Origin of the sequence: Nocardioides luteus (assembly GCF_014648595.1) — a bacterium.
Lineage (GTDB): Bacteria > Actinomycetota > Actinomycetes > Propionibacteriales > Nocardioidaceae > Nocardioides > Nocardioides luteus.
The window spans coordinates 69,452-85,791 of the sequence record NZ_BMRK01000011.1 but is presented as its reverse complement, the minus strand read 5'-3'; the positions used below and the strand labels follow the sequence as shown (position 1 = coordinate 85,791).

Here is a 16,340-nt window from a genome sequence, read left to right as displayed (position 1 = left end):
TCTACTCTCCGGATATGTTCCACGTCACAGTGGTGCCCGGCATCCGGCGAGGGGTTCTCAGCCTCGCATCCAGCCGGCGGCCTCGGTGGCCCAGTAGGTCAGGATGACGTCCGCGCCCGCCCTCTTGAAGGCGGTGAGTGTCTCCAGGATCGCCGGTTCGCGGTCGACCCAGCCGTTCGCGGCGGCGGCCTCCAACATCGCGTACTCCCCTGAGATGTTGTACGCCGCCACGGGAACATCGACAGACTCGCGCACCCGCTGGAGCACGTCGAGATACGGGAGTCCGGGCTTGACCATCACGATATCGGCGCCCTCGGCGACGTCAAGGAGCGCCTCGCGGACGCCCTCGAGCGCGTTGGCCGGATCCTGCTGGTAGGTGCGCCGGTCTCCCTTGAGCGAGGAGTCGACGGCCTCGCGGAAGGGACCGTAGAAGGCGGAGGCGTACTTCGCGGAGTAGGCGAGGATCGAGACGTCGGTGTGGCCGGCGCCGTCGAGGGCGTCGCGGATCACGGCGACCTGGCCGTCCATCATCCCGGACGGGCCGACCATGTGGGCGCCGGCCTCGGCGTGGGCGAGCCCCATCTGCGCGTAGAGCTCGAGGGTGGCGTCGTTGTCGACGGTGCCGTCCTCGGCCAGCACGCCGCAGTGGCCGTGGTCGGTGAACTCGTCGAGGCAGAGGTCGCTCATCACCGTGAGCGAGTCGCCGACCTCGGCGACCACGTCGGCGATGGCCAGGTTGAGGATGCCCTCGGGGTCGATCGCGCCGGAGCCGACCGCGTCCTTCGTGGTCGGTACGCCGAAGAGCATGATGCCGCCGACGCCGGCCGCCGCAGCCTCGGCCGCAGCCTTGCGCAGCGACTCACGACTGTGCTGGACCACGCCCGGCATGGTCGAGATCGGCACCGGCTCGTCGATCCCCTCGCGCACGAACGCGGGCAGGACCAGGTTGGCGGGGCGTACGGCCGTCTCGGCGACCATCCGGCGCAGGACCGGGGTGCGGCGCAGGCGGCGCGGACGGATCACAGGCTTCTCGATGCTCATCAGATCTCCAGAGTACGTCGCTGGCCGAGCCGCGAGCGCCGGCAAGCGGCGCCGGCGGCTCGGCCAGCGTGGGTTCAGCTCGTGCGCGAACGGCGACGCGAGGCCGGGCGCCGGTCGGACGGCTTGGTGACCGGCAGACCCTGCTCGATCAGCGAGGCACGACGCGCGGCGCCGAAGGCGGCGAGCGCCTCGGTGAGCGCCTCGATCGACGGCTCGGGCGACATCACGTCGACCCGCAGGCCGTGCTCCTCGGCGGTCTTGGCCGTCGCCGGACCGATCGCCGCGATCACCGTGGAGGCGTGCGGCTTGCCCGCGATGCCGACCAGGTTGCGGACCGTCGAGGAGGAGGTGAAGACCACCGCGTCGAACTTGCCGGTCTTGATCGCGTCGCGGGTCGGCGCGGGCGGCGGAGCCGCCCGGACGGTGCGGTAGGCCGTGACGTCGTCGCACTCCCAGCCGAGGTCGACCAGGCCGGCGATGAGGTTCTCGGTGGCGATGTCGGCGCGCGGGAGGAAGACCCGGTTGATCGGGTCGAGGTCCTCGTCGTACTCCGGCCACACCTCGAGCAGGCCCGCCGCCGACTGGTTGTCGGTGTGCGGCACCAGGTCGGGACGCAGGCCCCAGGCCTCGAGCGCCTGCGCGGTCTTCTCACCGACGGCGGCGATCTTCAGACCGGAGAAGGCACGGCAGTCCAGGCCGTACTCGTCGAACTTCTCGCGGACGGCGCGCACCGCGTTGATCGAGGTGAAGGCGATCCAGTTGTAGCGCCCCTCGACCAGACCGCGTACGGCCTTGTCCATCTGCTGCGGGTTGCGCGGCGGCTCGACGGAGATCGTGGGGACCTCCTCGGGCACGCCACCGAAGCCCTTCAGCTTCAGCGACAGCGCGGGCGCCTGCTCCTTGGTGCGCGGCACCAGCACACGCCAGCCGAAGAGCGGCTTCGTCTCGAACCACGAGAGCGTCTCACGCAAGTTGACCACCTTGCCGATCACCACGATCGCCGGCGGCGCCATCCGTGCGGCACGAGCGTCGACGGCGATGTTCTCCAGCGTCGACTCTACCGTCGCCTGCTCGGTCGTGGTGCCGACGCGGGTGATCGCGACCGGGGTCTTGGCAGAGCGGCCCGCCGCGACGAGCTCCTTGGCGATGTCGCCGATCATGCCGACACCGGAGAGGAGCACCAGGGTGCGGTTGTCCGCGTACTGGCTCCAGTCGATCTTCTCGTTGCAGGTCACGACCGCGACCTCTTGGTGGTCCTTGGTCGTCAGCGGGATGCCGGCGTAGGCCGGGACCGCGCTGACCGACGAGACGCCGGGGACGATCTCGAAGCCGATGCCGGCCTTGGCGCAGGACTGCGCCTCCTCGGGGCCCGAGGCGTAGAGGAACGGGTCGCCGGTCATCAGGCGCACGACGCGCTTGCCCAGCTTGGCCTGCTTGACGACAGCCTTGGCACGGGCGGCGTTGGCCAGCGGCTGGCCGTCCGTCCCGAACCCGCCGTCGATGAACTCGGGTCCGACCGGTTCCGGGCCCTCCTCGCCCTCGGCCGGCTCGACCGGCTCGGGGAGGCCGAGTACGCCGCGCACCATCGCCTCGTGCTCGGGGGCCTCGGTCACGACGACATCGGCCTGCCTCAGCAGGTCGATCGCCCGTACCGTCAGCAGCTCAGGGTCACCGGGACCGCTGCCGACGAAGGACACCCAGCCCAGTGGGGTGGCCGAGGTGGACTCGGCCTTCTGCTCGGTGGTCTTTGCTCGGGTCATGCGTTGTGCACCTTGTCCTGCTCGGGAGCGGTCTGGGGGGAACCGCCCGTGTCCATGACAGCCTGGCCTGGTTCCGCGGGAGCGTCAGTCAGGTCTGCGGCACCCTCGGCGAGCATCTCCTCGGCGAGCCGGCGACCGACGCCTGCGGCGTCGTCGAGCGGCCCGGAGGCGGAGAGGCGTACCGAGAGCGAGCCGTCGAGTGAGAGCGCGACTGCCCGCACCCACAGCTCTGGTCCTTCCTCACCCTCAACCACGTCGGCGAGGGTCCCGATGGGCGCGGCACAGCCACCTTCGAGGGTGGCGAGCACTGCGCGTTCTGCCTCCACGACCGCTCGGGTGGGCGCGTCGTCGAGGGTGGTCAAGATCTTGAGTACGTCGGCGTCGGCATCGCCCTCACGGCACTCGACCGCCAGGGCCCCCTGGCCGGGAGCGGGCAGCACCTGGATCGGGTCGAGGACCTCGGTGGCCTCGTCGAGCCGGTCGATGCGGGCCAGGCCGGCGCGCGCGATGACGATCGCGTCGAACTCGCCGGAGCGGACCTTGCCGATGCGGCTGTCGATGTTGCCGCGGATGCCGTCGATCTGCAGACCGAGGCCGAGAGCCTTCAGCTGGGAGACCCGGCGCGGCGAGCCGGTGCCGACGCGCGAGCCCGGCGGGAGCTCCCCGAGGGTCAGCCCGTCGCGGGCGACGACCACGTCGCGCGGGTCCTCGCGCGGGAGGATCGCGGCCAGCTCGATGCCCTGCTCGGGGTAGGTCGGCAGGTCCTTCAGCGAGTGGACCGCGAGGTCGATCTCCTTGGCGTGGAGCGCCTCGCGCAGGGCGCTGACGAAGACGCCGGTCGAGCTGGAGCTGGTCAGCGGGGTGTTGGTCGCCTGGGTGCGGTCACCGTCGGAGACGATCTCGACCAGCTCGACGATGTGCCCCTGGGCGCGGAGCATCTCCGCGACGAGGGTCGACTGGGTGACGGCGAGCTGGGATCGGCGGGTGCCGAGACGGAGGGTCCTCATGGGAGATCACCACTGTTCCGGTGGTCGGGGGACGTGGGGACATCGGCTCGGGTGACGGCCGAGACCGCGTTCTGGTCGAGGGCGAAGAGCTCGGCGAGCGCCGCGGCGTAGGAGACCGCGCCGGTCTCGTTGGCGAGCTCCTTGACCCGGACGGTCGGCTGGTGGAGCAGCTTGTCGGCCACGCGGCGTACGGCGTGGAGGACCTCGGCCCGGGTGGCCGGGTCGAGCTCGGGGAGCCGGCCGTCGAGCCGGGCCATCTCGGCGTCGACGACGCCGGTGGCCATGCTCCGCAGCGCGACCACGGTCGGGGTGACCGCGGACTGGCGGCGGGCGCTCAGGAAGGCCGCGACCTCCTGGGTGACGATGTCGCGGACCGCGAGCACCTCCTTGCCGGCGGGCGAGGCGTGCAGCTCGTCGGCGAGAGCGGCCAGGTCGATCAGGGTCGCGCCCGGCAGCGCACCCGCGTCGGGGTCGATGTCGTGCGGCAGCGCCAGGTCGATCAGCGCGACCGGGTGGTCGCTGCGGTCGCCGACCATGTCGGCCGGCACGAGCAGCCCGCTGGCGCCTGCGCAGGTGATCACGATGTCGGCGGCCGCGACCTCCTCGGACAGGCGGTCGAGCGGGGCCGAGCGCGCCGAGTATTCCGCGGCGAGGCGCTCGGCGTTGACCGCGGTGCGGTTGACCACGACGACGTCGGCCGCCTCCATCCGGGAGACGGTCGCGGTGGCCAGCCCCGCCATCGCGCCTGCGCCGACCACGGCGACCCGCTTGCCGCGTACGTCACCCACGGCTCGGGCAGCGCGGCCCAGCGCGGCGGTGACCAGCGACGGCGCGGCCCGGTCGATGTCCGTCTCCGCGCGCGAGCGCTTGCCGACCCGGAGCGCCTGCTGGAACAGGCTGTTGAGCGCCGGCCCGACGGTGCCCAGCTCCTGACCGAGCTGCAGCGCGGCTCGGGCCTGGCCGAGGATCTGACCCTCGCCCACGGCCATCGAGTCGAGCCCGGCCGCCACCTTGAACAGGTGGGAGACGGCACCGTCGTCGTAGTGGACGTAGAGGTGCGGCAGCATCGCCTCGAGCGTCTGCCCAGCGCCCTCGATGATGCGGCGGGAGAGCTCCTCGACGGAGCCGTGGAAGCGCTCGACCTCGGTGTAGATCTCGAGGCGGTTGCAGGTCGCGATGACCGCTGCCTCGCTGACATGTTCACAACCAGCCACGTCAGTGAGGAGCTTCTGCAGACCTTCACCGTCGACCGACGCCGCTTCGAGCATCGCGACCGGCGCAGAGTTGTGGGAGATACCGACGACCAGAACACTCATGCCGTGATCCCTTCCTCGGAATCATTGTCCACCGTCTCCTCGGCCTCCGCAGCCTTCCGCGACTCGTGATAGGCGAGGATCTGCAGCTCGATGGAGAGGTCGACCTTGCGTACGTCGACGCCCGCCGGCACGTTCAGGACCGCGGGGGCGAAGTTGAGGATGCTGCTGATGCCGGCCTCGACCATCGCGTCGGCCACGTCCTGCGCGGCCGGCGCCGGCACCGAGATGACCCCGATCGAGACCTGCTCGGCCGCGACGATCTCGGCCAGGTCGGCGAACGGCCGGACCTCGAGCCCGGCGACCGACCGGCCCTGCATCTGCGGGGCTGCGTCCAGCAGCGCGACGGTGCGGAAACCGCGGCTGCTGAAGCCGGAGAAGTTGGCCAGCGCCTGACCGAGGTTTCCGATGCCGACGATGATGACCGGCCAGTCGTGCGTGACACCGATCTCGCGGGCGATCTGGTAGCTCAGGTAGTCGACGTCGTAGCCGACCCCACGAGTCCCGTAGGAGCCCAGGTAGGAGAGGTCCTTGCGCAGCTTGGCGGAGTTGACCCCGGCCGCCGCCGCGAGCTCCTCGGAGGAGCACGAGGCGATGTTCCTGTCGGCCAGCGAGGTCAGGGCCCGGAGATAGACCGGGAGCCGGGCGACCGTCGCCTCGGGGATGTCCCGGTGGGGCTCCTGGGCACTGCTGCCCGCACCCGTATTCATGCTCCGTGCCGTCACGCTCTGCTCTTTCAATGCCGGCGCCACAGGCGGGGGCTTTTTAGCCCGGGATCGCCAAGCGGCTTTGCCACCATACGGACTTTGTGACTGCGAGAACAAACTCGGAGAGCGTCGGCTAGCACACGTGTTTGCGGAGTTGTCAGAGGGGGGTTGTCCAGGGTATTGGGCCGATTGACAGTTATTCTGGGGAAAGCGCCAGCGCTGCCCTCAGCCGCTCCTCGGACACCCGCCAGAAATCGTGCTGTCTGCCGTCCACGAATGTGACCGGAACCTCATCGGTGAAGCGCTCCCGTAGCGCTTCGTCGGAGTCGATGTCGATCTCGGTGTAGTCGTCGCCGACCACCGTCTCGAGGACCAGCCGGGCCTCGTCGCACAGGTGGCAGCCCTGCCGGGAGTAGAAGGTCACACGCGGTTCCATCCCGCCATCTTCCCACCTGCACCACGCCTCGCCCTCCTGGCGATTACTGTTGGCGGCGTGAGCAGCGCCAGCGACCGCCGCCGCGCCGAGCTGCGGCGACGAGACCTCAGACGACGCTCGGCTCTCGCCGGCGAGGCTTCTGCCGCCGCCGCGGAGATCGAGGCCTGGCTCTACCCGACCGAGGGCGACCCGACCGCGGCCGCCTTCTTCGACGTGGACAACACGATCATGCAGGGCGCGACGATCTTCCATCTCGCGCGCGGCCTGTACCGGCGCAAGTTCTTCCGGACCCGCGACATCGCCTCGGCTGCGTACAAGCAGGCGTACTTCCGGGTGGCCGGCGTCGAGGACCCGGCCCACATGGAGTCGGCGCGCAGCTCCGCGCTCTCGTTCATCCGCGGCCACGGGGTCGAAGAGGTCGAGAGCCTGATGGAGGAGATCTTCGACGAGGGCATGTCCCACCGGATCTGGCCCGGCACCCGCGCGCTCGCGCAGACCCACATCGACCAGGGTCAGCGGGTGTGGCTGGTGACGGCGGCGCCGGTCGAGGCGGCACGCGTGATCGCCCGCCGGCTCGGGCTGACCGGCGCGCTCGGCACGGTGGCGGCGACCGAGGACGGCGTCTACACCGGTGAGCTGGTCGGCGAGATGCTCCACGGGCCGGCCAAGGCGGAGGCCGTCAAGGCGATCGCCGCCCGCGAGGGTCTCGACCTGTCCCGCTGTGCGGCCTACTCCGACTCCTACAACGACCTGCCGATGCTCTCACTGGTCGGACACCCGTGCGTGATCAATCCGGACGCGCGCCTGCGTGCCCACGCGCGCGCGAAGGGATGGCCGATCCGTGACTACCGCACCGGGCGCAAGGCCGCCCGTGCCGGCATGGCCACGGCCGCACTGGGCGGCGCCGCGACGGGGGCGATCGCGGTGGCGATCGCGCTCCGCGGACGACACCGGTGACCCCTTTCCTCTCGACCGTCGTGCAGAGGCGGGCATTCGATGCCGTGTCGGAAAAATGCCGACACGCGCCGACGCAACTTGGGCTCGGGACCTGACATCCGGTCTCCCCAACCCGTAAGGTTGCTTCCGCTCAGGGGGAGTCTTCGGGAGGGACCCACATGTCGCGCCGCGCCAATGACGTCCAGCGTCGCTTGGATGCGCTGCGTGCTGCGGTCGTCGACATCCTTCTCAACGAGGGCTACGAACCGGCGTACGCCGGGGTGGCCGGTGCCTCCGGCCCGTTCGCCGAGCCCCAGCCGCGCGGCTCGGGCGGTGCCCACGAGACGAAGCCACACTCCGACAACGAGCCCGACGACGACACCGATCTCGCGGCCTCCTCGGAGGAGAGCGAGGCCGACCGGGCGCGGCTGATCGCGCTCGTCGAGCTCGCCCGCAAGGGTGACAAGGAGGCGTTCGGCCTCCTCTACGACCACTACAACGGCGCGGTCTACCGGTTCCTCTTCTACCGGACCAGGTCCGTCCAGGTCGCCGAGGACCTCACCTCGGAGACCTTCTTCCGGGCGCTCCGCTCGATGACCGGCTTCCGCTGGCAGGGCAAGGACTTCGGCGCCTGGCTGATGACCATCGCTCGCAACCTGGCCACCGACCACTTCAAGGCGGGCCGCACTCGCCTGGAGATGACCACCGAGGACATGGGTCTGCACGACTCCGCCTCGGACGGTCCGGAGAAGATCGTGATGGCCGGGGTCACCAACGAGATGCTGCTCGGAGCTCTCTCCAAGCTCCCCGACGAACAGCGCGACTGCATCATCATGCGCTTCCTCCAGGGGCTGTCGATCGCCGAGACTGCGGCTATCCTCGGACGCAGCGACGGAGCCGTGAAACAGCTCCAGCTGCGCGGGATCCGCAATCTCGCCAAGCAGATGCCTGACGGGATCCGCTGATGACTGTGTTCCGCGCCACCATGAATGCTCGACCGGTTGCCGTAACCCGCGGCCGGGGCGACTCGTTGTCCGACATGGCTGCTCCCTGCGTGCAGCTGTTTCGACGAATCCCTCACTGCCGACACCGAGTAGGAACCCTCCGATGAGCCCGGCGTTCCCGGCGCGAAAGCGTGCCGAAGAGTTCGACCGACTGGTCGCGGCCTCTGCCGCGCCTGATCGGCGTTCCTCGCAGACTGCCGACGAGCTTCGCGAGCTGGCAGTCTTCGCTTCGTCGCTCTCGACCCTCAGCGACTCGGCCGTGCCGAGCCGCGACTTCTCCGTCGCCCTCCGCGAGCGCCTCATGGAGGCCGCCGACACCGAGCTGGTCCCGGCGCCGCGCGCCGAGAAGACCATCGAGCGCAAGCTCACCGTCGGTGCCGTACGCAGGCCGCGCCGTCAGCGCAAGCTGGCCGTCGCGCTCGCCGCGATGGCGATCGTCGGCGGCACCGCCGGCGCCGCAGCCGCCTCCCAGACCGCGCTCCCGGGTGACTCGCTCTACCCGGTCAAGCGCGCCGTGGAAAACGTCTCCGCCGGCTTCACGGTCAGCACCCAGGCCCGCGGCTTCCGCATCCTCGAGGACGCCGGGACCCGCCTGCGCGAGGCCAAGACGCTGGTCGCCGACGCCCCGCTGACCGACTCCGAACGGGTCGTCTCGACTCTGGAGACCTTCTCGGGCCAGGCCGCCCGTGGATCCGACCTGCTGATCAGCGACTTCGAGCAGTCCCAGGACAACGACTCCCTCGCCCAGCTGCGCACCTTCGCGGCCGACGGCGTCGAGGAGCTCGTCGAGCTGAGCGCGAACGTTCCCGAGCGGGCCGAGCCGGCCGTCTCCGACGCCGCCCAGACGCTCGTGCTGATCGATCAGGCCGCCGCCCAGCTCTGCCCGACCTGCGAGGGTGGCATCACCGAGCTCCCGGCCACGCTGGTCTCCAGCCTGACCTCGGAGATCGACGGGCTGCTCCCGGCCGACACCGTCGTCGAGGCCGAGGCGCTGCCGCCGGTCGCCTCGGGTGACGACAACGCTCTCGACCTGCCCTCCATCGACCCCGACGAGATCGGTCCCGGTTCGGTGACCGACCCGAAGGACGAGAAGGACGGCTCGAAGAAGCCCTCTGACGAGACTCCGGACGACGACGGCAGCATCCTGCCCACGCCCACCGTGCCCTCCGACGGCGGCGGCGACGACGACCCGGCCGACGAGCCCGAGACCGACCCCGGCACCGTCAAGGACCCGGTGACCGGCCTGGTCACCGGTGTGACCGGCCTCGTCGGCGACGTACTCGCCGGCGCCACCGGCCTCCTCCTCCCCTAACCCTCCCGCCGAGACGTCAGTTATCGACGCCGAGTGGTCGATTTCTGACGCCGAGTGGTCCCACTCGGCGTCGATATCTGACCCCTCGGCGTCGATTTTCGCCGTCTCGGCGGGAGGAGGGGGTCAGCCGAAGACGGAGGCGCGTTCGCCCAGGAGGCGGTAGAGGGTCTGCTGGATGGTCTCGCGCACCTGGTCGGTGACGTTGAAGACCAGCATGGGGTCGTCGGCCTCGGAGGAGTCGTACGCGTCGGTGCGGATCGGCTCGCCGAACTCGATGAGCCACTTCGACGGGAGCGGGACGAGGCCGAGGGGGCCGAGCAGCGGGAAGAACGGCGTGATCGGCAGGTAGGGGAGGCCGAGCACCTTGGCGAGGGCCGGGATGTTGCCGACCAGCGGGTAGATCTCTTCGGCTCCGACGACGGAGAGCGGGACGATGGGTACGCCGGTGCGCAGCGCCGAGGAGACGAAGCCGCCGCGGCCGAAGCGCTGCAGCTTGTAGCGCTCGCTGTAGGGCTTGCCGATGCCCTTGAAGCCCTCGGGCCAGACACCGACCAGCTCGCCGCCGCGGAGCATCCGCTCGGCGTCCTCGCTGCAGGCCAGCGTGGCACCGGCCTTGCGAGCGATGTTGCCGACGATCGGCAGCCGGAAGACCAGGTCGGCCCCGAGGGGGCGCAGGTTGCGGCCGAGCTCGTCGTGGACCGAGACCATCGTCATCAGCCCGTCCATCGGGATGGTGCCGGAATGGTTGGAGACGATCAGGGCGCCGCCGTCGGTCGGGATGTTCTCGATGCCGCGGACCTCGACCCGGAACCACTTCTCCTTGATCGGCCGCAGCACCGCCAGCAGGAAGCGTTGGGTGAGCTCGCGGTCGAAGCCGTACTCGTCGACGGAGTAGTCACCGGAGACCCGGCGGCGCAGGAAGACGATGAACTTGGCGAGCTGCTGCTCCCACTCGGGGCCGAAGACCTCCTTGGCGGCGCTCTCGAGGGCTGCAGCCCAGTCGGCGGCAGGGATCGCCTTCAGCGGGTGGCGCTCTCGGGTCGTGGCGCCGGGAAAGCTCTGGGCGGCGGGCTCAGTCACCGGGCGCTCCTGTCAGTCGACTCTCCAAGGCGGCCAGCGCGCGGTCGGCCCGGTTGGCCGAGGGCGTCACGCTCTCGGCGAAGTCTACGACCGTCTCCTCGGTGGTGAAGCGGGGTTCGAAGCCCAGCAGCGAGCGCATCCGAGTGGTGTCGACGCCGCGGCCATAGGTCAGCAGAGCCCGCAGCTCGGCGGGGTACTCCTTGCCGCCGAACCGCGCCAGCCCGAACATCGGCTCGGGGATCGGCACGGTCAGCCGCTGGAGACGCCTGGCGACCTGGGAATGGGTGAGCACGCCGTCGCCGGCGACGTTGAAGGTGCCGGGCACACCGGTGCGTACGGCATGGGCGAGGACGCCGTAGAGATCCTGCTCGTGGAGGAACTGCAGGCGCGGGTCGAAGCCCAGGACGTTGGGCACGACCGGGCGGCGGAAGTGCTCCGCGATCGGGCTGGCCACCCGCGGGCCGAGGACGTTGGCACAACGCAGCAGCGTGACGGCCACGTCGGGGCGACGGCGGGCGAAGCCGCGTACGTAGGACTCGATGTCGGCCACGTCGCGGGCATAGCCGGTCGACGGGTTGCGCCGCGGTTCCATCGACTCGGTGAACATCGCCGGGTCGCGGCTGCTCGCGCCGTAGACGTGGGTCGTCGACTTCACCACGACCTGCTTCAGCGAGGGCGCGGTCTGGCACGCCGCAAGGAGCTGCATCGTCCCGATGACGTTGAGCTCTTTCATCGTCGATCGACCCCCGGTGGAGCCGGGGGTCGAGATGACGCTGAGGTGGACGACGGTGTCGACCTCCTCCTTGGCGATCACCTTGGCGATCACCGGATTGCGGATGTCGGCTCGGACGAATCCGACCTTGCCGATGTCGCCGCGAGGCGGTGCGACATCGACGCCGATCACCCGTTCGACGTTCGGGTGGCGGGCGGCAGCGCGCGCGAACCGGCGACCGAGGTCACGCGAGACCCCGGTGACCAGGAGGACCCGACCGGGCCCGGTGCGTTCCGCCACCTACGCCACGTACGTCACTTGCCGAGCTTGCGGCGCTGGACGCGAGTCTTCTTGAGCAGCTTGCGGTGCTTCTTCTTCGCCATGCGCTTGCGACGCTTCTTGATGACAGAACCCACGGGGAACCCTTCACGATCGTTGCAGAGATTGCCGGCCCTGTGCCGACGCGACCAGACGCCGCGACGAGCGGCAGATAGGCCTAGGGGCTCCAGCCTAACGAAGGCTTGGCGCCCGACGAGAATCGGTGACCTGCTGAGACAGGCGGTTGCCCCCGCGCCCGCCACCTCGGGCGCGGGGCCTGACAACTAGCCCGCGTTGTAGAACGAGCTCTTGAGGTATTCGTTCGCGTCGTCCTCCCGAACCCGGAAGGAACGACCGACGCGCACCGCAGGCAGCTCGCCCGAGTGGACCAACCGATAGACCGTCATCTTCGAGACGCGCATCATGGACGCGACCTCCGCGACGGTCAGGAACTTGCTGTCAGAGATGTCTCCAGGAGGAGTAACCATCTGCTTCCACCGTTCTCTCTTCGAGTGATCGCGACGCCAGCGGCTTCCCCACCTCTGGTCCAAAACGCGATCCCAAAGTGAGAATAGGGCCTGATGTGACTGATGGGGAAGGGGACACCCTGGGAATCTCATGTTCTCCCGGCGTGTCGAGTTGCTTTTGGGCGCGACGAGATAGGGGTTTCGAAGCGGCTGAGAAACTAAGGCATCGGGTCGAGGCCGTGCAGCGGGAACACCGCCGTGCGAGTCGCGTGGACCTGCCGGTCGAGCCACGTCCCAGGGTCGTATCCGCTCCCCCAGTCGCGGTAGGCCGGCTCGTGCCCGTCCGTCATGCGCAACGGAGCGACCCTCCCCAGGCGCGTCTGCACGTGGTCGCGCCAACCACCTGGCACGTCGAGCGTCGGCTCCAAGGGATGTCCCGACACTAGCGCAAGAAGATGGGTCCATGCGCGTGGCACCACGTCGACGATGGCGTATCCACCGCCCCCGAAAGCCACCCACTTCCCGCCGCACACCTCGTGGGCGAGATCGTGCAGAGCGACGTACGCAGCCCGCTGGCCGTCCACGCTGAGCGCCAGGTCGGCGAGGGGGTCCTCGGTGTGAGAGTCGCAGCCCTGCTGGGTCACCAGGATCTCGGGCTCGAACTCGCGGACGAGCTGGGGCACGACGGCGTGGAAGGCGCGCAGCCAGCCGTGGTCGGCGGTGCCGGGCGGCAGCGCGACGTTGACCGCGCTCCCCTCGGCCTCGGGGCCACCTACCTCCTCGGCGAAGCCGGTGCCGGGGAAGAGCAGCTGGCCGGTCTCGTGGAGCGAGATCGTCAGCACGCGCGGGTCGTTCCAGAAGGCCCTCTCGACGCCGTCGCCGTGGTGGACGTCCACGTCGACGTAGGCGACCTTCTTGACGCCCTGGTCGAGGAGCCACTGGATGCCTGCGGCGACGTCGTTGTAGATGCAGAAGCCCGAGGCGCGCCCCCGCATGGCGTGGTGGAGGCCGCCCATGATGTTGGCACTGTGGATGCTCTCGCCGGAGTGGACCTGACGGCAGGCCTCGATGCTCGCACCGACGATGTGGGCGCTGGCGTCGTGGATGTGGGAGAAGACCGGGTCGTCCTCGGTGCCGAGACCGTGGGAGAGGTCGGGCTCACCGCTCTTGCCGGCCCTGATGACCGCCTCGATGTAGCTCTCGTCGTGGATGGTGAGGAGCTGCTCCGGGGTGCCCATCGGCGCCTCGACGACCTGGAGGTGGTCGAGCACGCCGAGCTCGCCCGCGAGACGCATCGTCAGGTCGACCCGGATCGGTGCCATCGGGTGGGCCGGGCCGAAGTCGTAGTCGGCCACGCTCTCGTCGTAGACGACCGTCGAGTGGCCCTGGCAGCTGTCGAGCCCGGTGGTCGGCGAAGTCGTCATGGGCCACACCGTATCCGTGACGTGTGCGACACTGGAGGGGTGTTCAGCATTCGTTCCGGTCAGTGGTGGTCCGCCTCCTAGGCGGTCCACCTCGAATGTTGCGCACTCACATCAGGCCGCCCACGGGCGGCCTCTCTCGTATCTGACCGACATCTGATCGACGCCGACCTGTGGGCCTTCATCCGAAAGGTTCACCATGACCCGGCGACTCTCTCTCATCACCCCATCGGGCCGACTGACGCTCGGCAACCTGCTCGGTGCGTTGCAGCCGATGGCTGCCGCCGCCGACTCCGAGGCCTTCTACGGGCTCTCCGACCTGCACGCGCTGACGCTGCCGCACGAACCGTCGGTGCTGCGTACGCGGACCGAGGAGATGGCTCTGCTCCTGCTGGCGAGCGGCCTCGAGCCGGCCACGCTCTTCATCCAGTCGCACGTCCCGGCGCACCGTTCGCTCGGCTATCTGCTCGAGTGCGTCGCGCACACCGGCGAGCTCGGCCGGATGATCCAGTTCAAGGAGAAGTCCCGCCGCGTCGGGGCTTCGGTGCGCGCCTCGCTGTTCACCTACCCGGTGCTGATGGCGGCCGACATCCTGCTCTACGGCGCTTCTGAGGTTCCCGTGGGCGACGACCAGCGGCAGCACGTCGAGCTCGCTCGCGACATCGCGGTGCGGTTCAACACGACGTACGGCCGGGTCTTCTCGGTGCCGCAGGCGGTGCATCCGGAGGCTGGGGCGCGGGTCATGGACCTGGCCGATCCGACGCGCAAGATGTCGAAGTCGGCCGGTGACGCCCACCCGGGGTCGATCTTCCTGCTCGATCCGCCTGATGACGTACGCCGCAAGGTGGCTCGTGCGGTCACCGACTCCGCCGGGCTCGTCGCCCGCGACGAGGACCGACCGGGGGTCACCAACCTCATCGACATCCTCGAGGCCTGCGGCGGATCCGCTTCCGGGCTGTCGAGCTACGGCGCCCTGAAGGCAGCGGTCACCGACGCCGTCGTCGCGCAGCTCGAGCCGCTGCAGACGCGCTACCGCGAGCTGGCCGCGGATCGCGCGTACGTGACCGAGGTGTACGCCGCGGGGGCCGAGCGGTGTCGCGAGGTGACCGCCCCGGTGCTCGCTGCCGCTGAGGCTGCGATCGGGCTGCACTGAGGGCGCCGCGCCCCGTGTAACACGCTGTTCGTAGGACTATTCGCCCTATCTGATAGGGCGAGTAGTCCTACGAACGACGTGTTACCCCCACGAACGACGTGTTACACGGGGCCGGCGCACCCGCCCGAGATCAGATCCGTACGACCGCGAGCTCACCGACCCGCGCACCCCGAGGCCGCAGGTAGAACATGAACGTGACCACCGCGCAGACGGCGTAGAAGACCGTGAAGACCACGAACGCCGACTTGGTGGCGTCGAGGGGGTTGGAGACCCACGGGCTGTTGAACGCGATCGGGATGAGGAAGCCGCCGACCGCGCCGACGGCACCGATGATGCCGACCGCGGCGGAAGACTTCTTCGTGGCGGCGACGAGCGCGTCCGCGCGCTCGGCGGTGCCGGGCGTGGTCGCCATCTCCGCCTCGCGGCGGAAGATCGACGGGATCATCTTGTAGGTCGAGCCGTTGCCGATGCCGGTCGCGGCGAAGACGAGCATGAAGAAGCCGAGGAAGACCGGGAACCACGACTGGTTCTCGAGCGCGATCGCCGGCGTCGCCGACGGGTTCGGGGTGAGCTGCATGAGGGTCCACAGCACGGCGAGGGTGAAGACGACCATCCCGACGAACGCGCCGAGAGTGACCTTCGCGCCACCCCAGCGGTCGGCCAGCCAGCCGCCCAGCGGCCGGGTCGCGGAGCCGACGAGCGCGCCGAGGAACGCGAAGTAGGCGAAATAGATGCCGGTACCGAGCGGGGCCGGCTCCGGCACCCAGAAGTTGAGCTTGATCAGCAGCGGCATCGCGGCGGAGTAGCCGATGAACGAGCCGAAGGTGCCGATGTAGAGGAACGACATGATCCAGGTCTGCTTCGACTTCACGACCGAGAGCTGCTCGCGCGCCGAGGACTTCGCGGAGCTGATGTTGTCCATGAAGAAGTACGCCGCGAGGATCGCGATCACGGCCAGCGTCGCGTAGACGAACGCTGCCCGCTCCAGGTGGATCCCGCCCTCGGCGGCCTTGACCAGCCCGAAGATGCCCGCGCCGCCGACGATCACCGGCAGCAGGAACTGGATGAGCGCGACGCCGATGTTGCCGCCCGCGGCGTTGAGGCCGAGCGCGGCGCCCTTCTTGTCCGAGGGGTAGAAGAAGTTGATGTTCGCCATCGAGGAGGCGAAGTTGCCGCCCCCGAGGCCGGCGGTGGCGGCGATGAGGCAGAAGACCCAGTAGGGAGTGGCGGGCTGGGTCACCGCGTACGCGAAGCCGAGGGTCGGTACGAGCAGCAGCCCCGCCGACATCATCGTCCAGTTGCGGCCACCGAACTTCGGTACGGCGAGGGTGTAGGGCACCCGCAGCAGCGAGCCGATCAGGTTGGGCAGGGCGACCAGGAAGAAGAGCTGCCCGGGAGTGAAGTCGAAGCCCTGGGCGACCAGGAACGCCGAGGAGACCGACCAGATCAGCCAGACCGAGAAGCCGAGGTGCTCGGCGAAGATCGACCAGATCAGGTTGCGGCGAGCAGTCTTCGCTCCGGTCTCCTCCCAGAACTTTGCGTCCTCCGGACGCCAATCATCGATCCAGTGGCGGCGGCTCATGGTTGCTCCTCGGGTGCGGCGGTCTGCGAGATGCCACCCACGATCACCAGCCCAGGTTTCGACAGCCGCCAACGCTCGCGTGCGAGCCGGT

The 16,340-nt window shown here is 69.6% G+C and carries 16 protein-coding genes; 4 read left to right on the top strand and 12 right to left on the bottom strand.

What is annotated here, in order from left to right:
- Positions 1-57: 57 nt before the first annotated feature.
- The 6 genes from hemB to IEY81_RS14735 all read right to left on the bottom strand — a co-directional run bounded on the left by hemB (position 58) and on the right by IEY81_RS14735 (position 6,264).
- The gene (hemB, locus tag IEY81_RS14760) at positions 58-1,041 is read right to left on the bottom strand and encodes a porphobilinogen synthase (protein WP_189119243.1); all 984 of its coding nucleotides are present in this window, start codon (positions 1,039-1,041) and stop codon (positions 58-60) included.
- A 74-nt stretch (positions 1,042-1,115) separates the two neighbouring features.
- Entirely contained in the window at positions 1,116-2,801 is a 1,686-nt protein-coding gene (locus IEY81_RS14755) for a bifunctional uroporphyrinogen-III C-methyltransferase/uroporphyrinogen-III synthase (protein WP_189119242.1), read from the bottom strand.
- Positions 2,798-3,808 (bottom strand): hydroxymethylbilane synthase, encoded by a 1,011-nt coding sequence (gene hemC / locus IEY81_RS14750; RefSeq protein WP_189119241.1) that lies wholly within the window; start codon positions 3,806-3,808, stop codon positions 2,798-2,800. The genes IEY81_RS14755 and hemC overlap by 4 nt, the downstream gene beginning before the upstream one ends.
- Positions 3,805-5,124, bottom strand: a complete 1,320-nt coding sequence (locus IEY81_RS14745) for a glutamyl-tRNA reductase (RefSeq protein WP_189119240.1) — start codon at positions 5,122-5,124, stop codon at positions 3,805-3,807. Before IEY81_RS14745 ends, hemC begins: the two co-directional genes overlap by 4 nt.
- Positions 5,121-5,831, bottom strand: coding sequence for a redox-sensing transcriptional repressor Rex (locus IEY81_RS14740; RefSeq protein ID WP_189119328.1), 711 nt, complete (start codon positions 5,829-5,831; stop codon positions 5,121-5,123). Before IEY81_RS14740 ends, IEY81_RS14745 begins: the two co-directional genes overlap by 4 nt.
- Positions 5,832-6,024: 193 nt before the next feature.
- On the bottom strand, positions 6,025-6,264 hold the full coding sequence (locus IEY81_RS14735) for a glutaredoxin family protein (RefSeq protein WP_189119239.1): 240 nt from the start codon (positions 6,262-6,264) through the stop codon (positions 6,025-6,027).
- Between the two features lie 57 nt (positions 6,265-6,321).
- Here IEY81_RS14735 and IEY81_RS14730 point away from each other — a divergent pair, with 57 nt between their 5' ends.
- From IEY81_RS14730 to IEY81_RS14720, 3 genes are all read left to right on the top strand, one after another.
- Entirely contained in the window at positions 6,322-7,221 is a 900-nt protein-coding gene (locus IEY81_RS14730) for an HAD family hydrolase (RefSeq protein WP_189119238.1), read from the top strand.
- Positions 7,222-7,379: 158 nt separating this feature from the next.
- Positions 7,380-8,165, top strand: coding sequence for a sigma-70 family RNA polymerase sigma factor (locus IEY81_RS14725; protein ID WP_189119237.1), 786 nt, complete (start codon positions 7,380-7,382; stop codon positions 8,163-8,165).
- 142 nt (positions 8,166-8,307) lie between these two features.
- Positions 8,308-9,516, top strand: coding sequence for a DUF5667 domain-containing protein (locus IEY81_RS14720; protein ID WP_189119236.1), 1,209 nt, complete (start codon positions 8,308-8,310; stop codon positions 9,514-9,516).
- A 123-nt stretch (positions 9,517-9,639) separates the two neighbouring features.
- On the opposite strand, the gene IEY81_RS14715 is transcribed toward IEY81_RS14720, so the two are convergent.
- From IEY81_RS14715 to IEY81_RS14695, 5 genes are all read right to left on the bottom strand, one after another.
- Positions 9,640-10,596: a lysophospholipid acyltransferase family protein gene (locus IEY81_RS14715; protein WP_189119235.1), complete on the bottom strand. Its 957-nt coding sequence runs from the start codon at positions 10,594-10,596 to the stop codon at positions 9,640-9,642.
- The gene (locus IEY81_RS14710) at positions 10,589-11,608 is read right to left on the bottom strand and encodes an NAD-dependent epimerase/dehydratase family protein (RefSeq protein WP_189119234.1); all 1,020 of its coding nucleotides are present in this window, start codon (positions 11,606-11,608) and stop codon (positions 10,589-10,591) included. Before IEY81_RS14710 ends, IEY81_RS14715 begins: the two co-directional genes overlap by 8 nt.
- Positions 11,609-11,622: 14 nt before the next feature.
- On the bottom strand, positions 11,623-11,724 hold the full coding sequence (locus tag IEY81_RS14705) for a 30S ribosomal protein bS22 (protein ID WP_008356322.1): 102 nt from the start codon (positions 11,722-11,724) through the stop codon (positions 11,623-11,625).
- Between the two features lie 186 nt (positions 11,725-11,910).
- Positions 11,911-12,114 (bottom strand): helix-turn-helix domain-containing protein, encoded by a 204-nt coding sequence (locus IEY81_RS14700; RefSeq protein WP_141782367.1) that lies wholly within the window; start codon positions 12,112-12,114, stop codon positions 11,911-11,913.
- Between the two features lie 197 nt (positions 12,115-12,311).
- Positions 12,312-13,517 carry an acetoin utilization protein AcuC gene (locus IEY81_RS14695; RefSeq protein ID WP_189119233.1) on the bottom strand — a complete coding sequence of 402 codons (1,206 nt, stop codon included), beginning with the start codon at positions 13,515-13,517 and terminating at the stop codon, positions 12,312-12,314.
- A gap of 196 nt (positions 13,518-13,713) precedes the next feature.
- Here IEY81_RS14695 and trpS point away from each other — a divergent pair, with 196 nt between their 5' ends.
- Positions 13,714-14,667 carry a tryptophan--tRNA ligase gene (gene trpS / locus IEY81_RS14690; protein ID WP_189119232.1) on the top strand — a complete coding sequence of 318 codons (954 nt, stop codon included), beginning with the start codon at positions 13,714-13,716 and terminating at the stop codon, positions 14,665-14,667.
- Positions 14,668-14,797: 130 nt separating this feature from the next.
- Here trpS and IEY81_RS14685 read toward each other — a convergent pair whose 3' ends face one another.
- Positions 14,798-16,249 (bottom strand): MFS transporter, encoded by a 1,452-nt coding sequence (locus tag IEY81_RS14685; protein ID WP_189119231.1) that lies wholly within the window; start codon positions 16,247-16,249, stop codon positions 14,798-14,800.
- Positions 16,250-16,340: the final 91 nt, after the last annotated feature.